Annotated in this window: 2 protein-coding genes and 1 pseudogene; 2 read left to right on the top strand and 1 reads right to left on the bottom strand. The window is 59.2% G+C overall.

Features of this window, described 5'->3' with window-relative positions:
• The first annotated feature begins 248 nt into the window (after positions 1 to 248).
• Both M3149_RS22550 and M3149_RS22545 read left to right on the top strand, forming a co-directional pair.
• Entirely contained in the window at positions 249 to 1,031 is a 783-nt protein-coding gene (locus M3149_RS22550) for a phosphatase PAP2 family protein (RefSeq protein ID WP_251711596.1), read from the top strand.
• A complete protein-coding gene (locus tag M3149_RS22545; RefSeq protein WP_251711595.1) occupies positions 1,006 to 1,293 on the top strand; it encodes a hypothetical protein in 288 nt (95 codons plus the stop codon). Before M3149_RS22550 ends, M3149_RS22545 begins: the two co-directional genes overlap by 26 nt.
• 11 nt (positions 1,294 to 1,304) lie before the next feature.
• Here M3149_RS22545 and M3149_RS22540 read toward each other — a convergent pair.
• Positions 1,305 to 1,790: pseudogene (locus M3149_RS22540) on the bottom strand (transposase); the annotation flags it as partial.
• Between the last annotated feature and the right edge of the window lie 163 nt (positions 1,791 to 1,953).

Genomic DNA, 1,953 nt, shown 5'->3' with positions numbered 1-1,953 from the left:
TCAGCAAACATCAAAATCTCCCAGAAACTGATCGCTATTGAAATTCAAACTGGGAGTTCTGGGTATCCGTGATCACCCCGAAACATAAGCATTCATGCGGGCGTCAGGGGTTTTGCAGGAGCGACGCATGAGGGTGCATGCTCTGCGAATCACCTTAAGCCGACGTTAAGCCACCCAAAGCCGAGCAGCACGGTGCGACACCGCGTCGATTTAATCCTCACTTAATCAAACGAAGATCAGATTGCTGGATGCGAGTCGATCTGTTGAGAGCATCTTTGAGAGCTGGTAGTTTCGAATGGTGGTTGCTCACCGGCTCTGCCCTCTACCTGCTGGTCTTGTGGGACTTCTTCCGGCTTGATGCCGTGGTGATGAGTCTGATCGGCACCCGCGACGGCTTTCCACTTCGCCACAGCTACTGGTTGGAGCAGATCGGCCATTCCGGGGCGCGCAACCTTGCTCTGCTGCTTCTGATACTGCTCTGGATCGCAGTGGTTCGAGCACCGCGATGGCTTGAGACCTTTAATCGCCAGGAGCGCTTGTTCATGGTGGTAACGACCACTTTGTGCGCACTCGTGGTTGGCACCATAAAGCAGTTCAGTGTCGTGAGCTGCCCATGGGATCAGGCTGCCTTCGGCGGCAGCGCTCATTGGATTCCCCATTGGGCATGGTGGATAACAACCGATGGAGGACCAGGCCGCTGCTTTCCGGGTGGCCATGTTTCCTCGGCATTTGCCTTCATGGCCGCCGCATGGCCTGGCTTGGCGAGTGGGATCGAGACTCATCGTTGGCGATACGCTATACGCATATTGACGGTCGTGGGCGGCGCGGGCGTAGCTCTTGGCGTGGTTCAAACGCTGCGTGGCGCACACCCGCCGAGCCACACCCTATGGACTGCCTGGTTGTGTTGGTTCTTGAGTGGCCTCCTGTATGCGATATTTGCAAAGAGGATCACCGTCGCCACAAAAGAACACGAACCTTTTCCCGCGATTACGTCATCAGATCGCGATGGTCGCGATGGTCGCGATGGGTGACCTCGATCGCATACTGTTCTCTCACTGGAACCTCGCTCCTGGTGATCCGGCATGGGCCGTGAACTTGGCGCGCATGGCCAGCGGGCTCCTGCCGCCACTCGCGATCCTGTCGCTCGTGGCGCTCATTGTGCTGGGATCGCGACGCTGGCGCCTTCTCGGCCTTGAGATCGTCCTCGCGATGGTCATCACCTGGCTCTTGGCCTATGCAATCAACGGCCTTTGGCCACAGCCGCGCCCTTTTTCTCTAGGTAGTCGGCCCTGAAATATTCGTTTTCAGCCAGCGGTCAGTCGTGGTGCCGGCTCTCTGATTGCGTTGACGGCGAGGTTGCGCAGCATGCGAGGCCAGTTGGGCGATAGGGCTGCGGCTTGGCACAGGCGCAAATAAAGCCGCCGCAAGAAGGGCCCCCCCTTCTTGGCAATCATCCGAAGCAGCCAGCGGATGTTGTAGCCCGCCGCGCACAGCACCGCGTGCAGTCTGTCCCCTTGTTCGCCTTTGAGATGGCACCGATCCATGCGGTGGTCCGCCTTCAAATGCCCGATGATCGGCTCGATCGCCTGGCGCCTCTTGAGCAGCTTTCTCTCCTGGGTCGTGAGCGTCTTGTACTTGCCCCGGTGCTTGATGGCCACCCCTGGGTTGTCCGCATCCACGCCCCGGTAACCCAGGTCCACATACGCCGTGGCGGGCTTCACCCCCGTGTCTTGCATCAGGATGGCTGCCTGCTCCAGCTGGGTGCTCAGCGTGTGGCCGTCGTATGGGTGTCAACGCCGGTTGAATTTTCCTCAGATTGGCCGGAGTGCGTATTTCGGCGAATGTGACCGGTCATTTCGGCGCATCGTGACCGGTGGGCTGAGGGGTGTTTTCAGCGCCGTTCCGGTAACGTGACCGCCCGTTTCGGCGATCGTGACCGCCGTGGTGTTGGCG

Origin of the sequence: Hydrogenophaga intermedia, assembly GCF_023715105.1 — a bacterium.
Classification (GTDB): domain Bacteria; phylum Pseudomonadota; class Gammaproteobacteria; order Burkholderiales; family Burkholderiaceae_C; genus Hydrogenophaga; species Hydrogenophaga intermedia_A.
The sequence above is the reverse complement of the archived record's forward strand: the minus strand, read 5'-3'. Positions and strand labels throughout refer to the sequence as shown.

Excerpts from the sequence above, each read along its gene's own strand:
- M3149_RS22545 (WP_251711595.1), top strand. The coding sequence starts at position 1,006 with ATGGTCGCGATGGTCGCGATGGGTGACCTCGATCGCATACTGTTCTCT.
- M3149_RS22550 (WP_251711596.1), top strand. The coding sequence starts at position 249 with ATGCGAGTCGATCTGTTGAGAGCATCTTTGAGAGCTGGTAGTTTCGAA.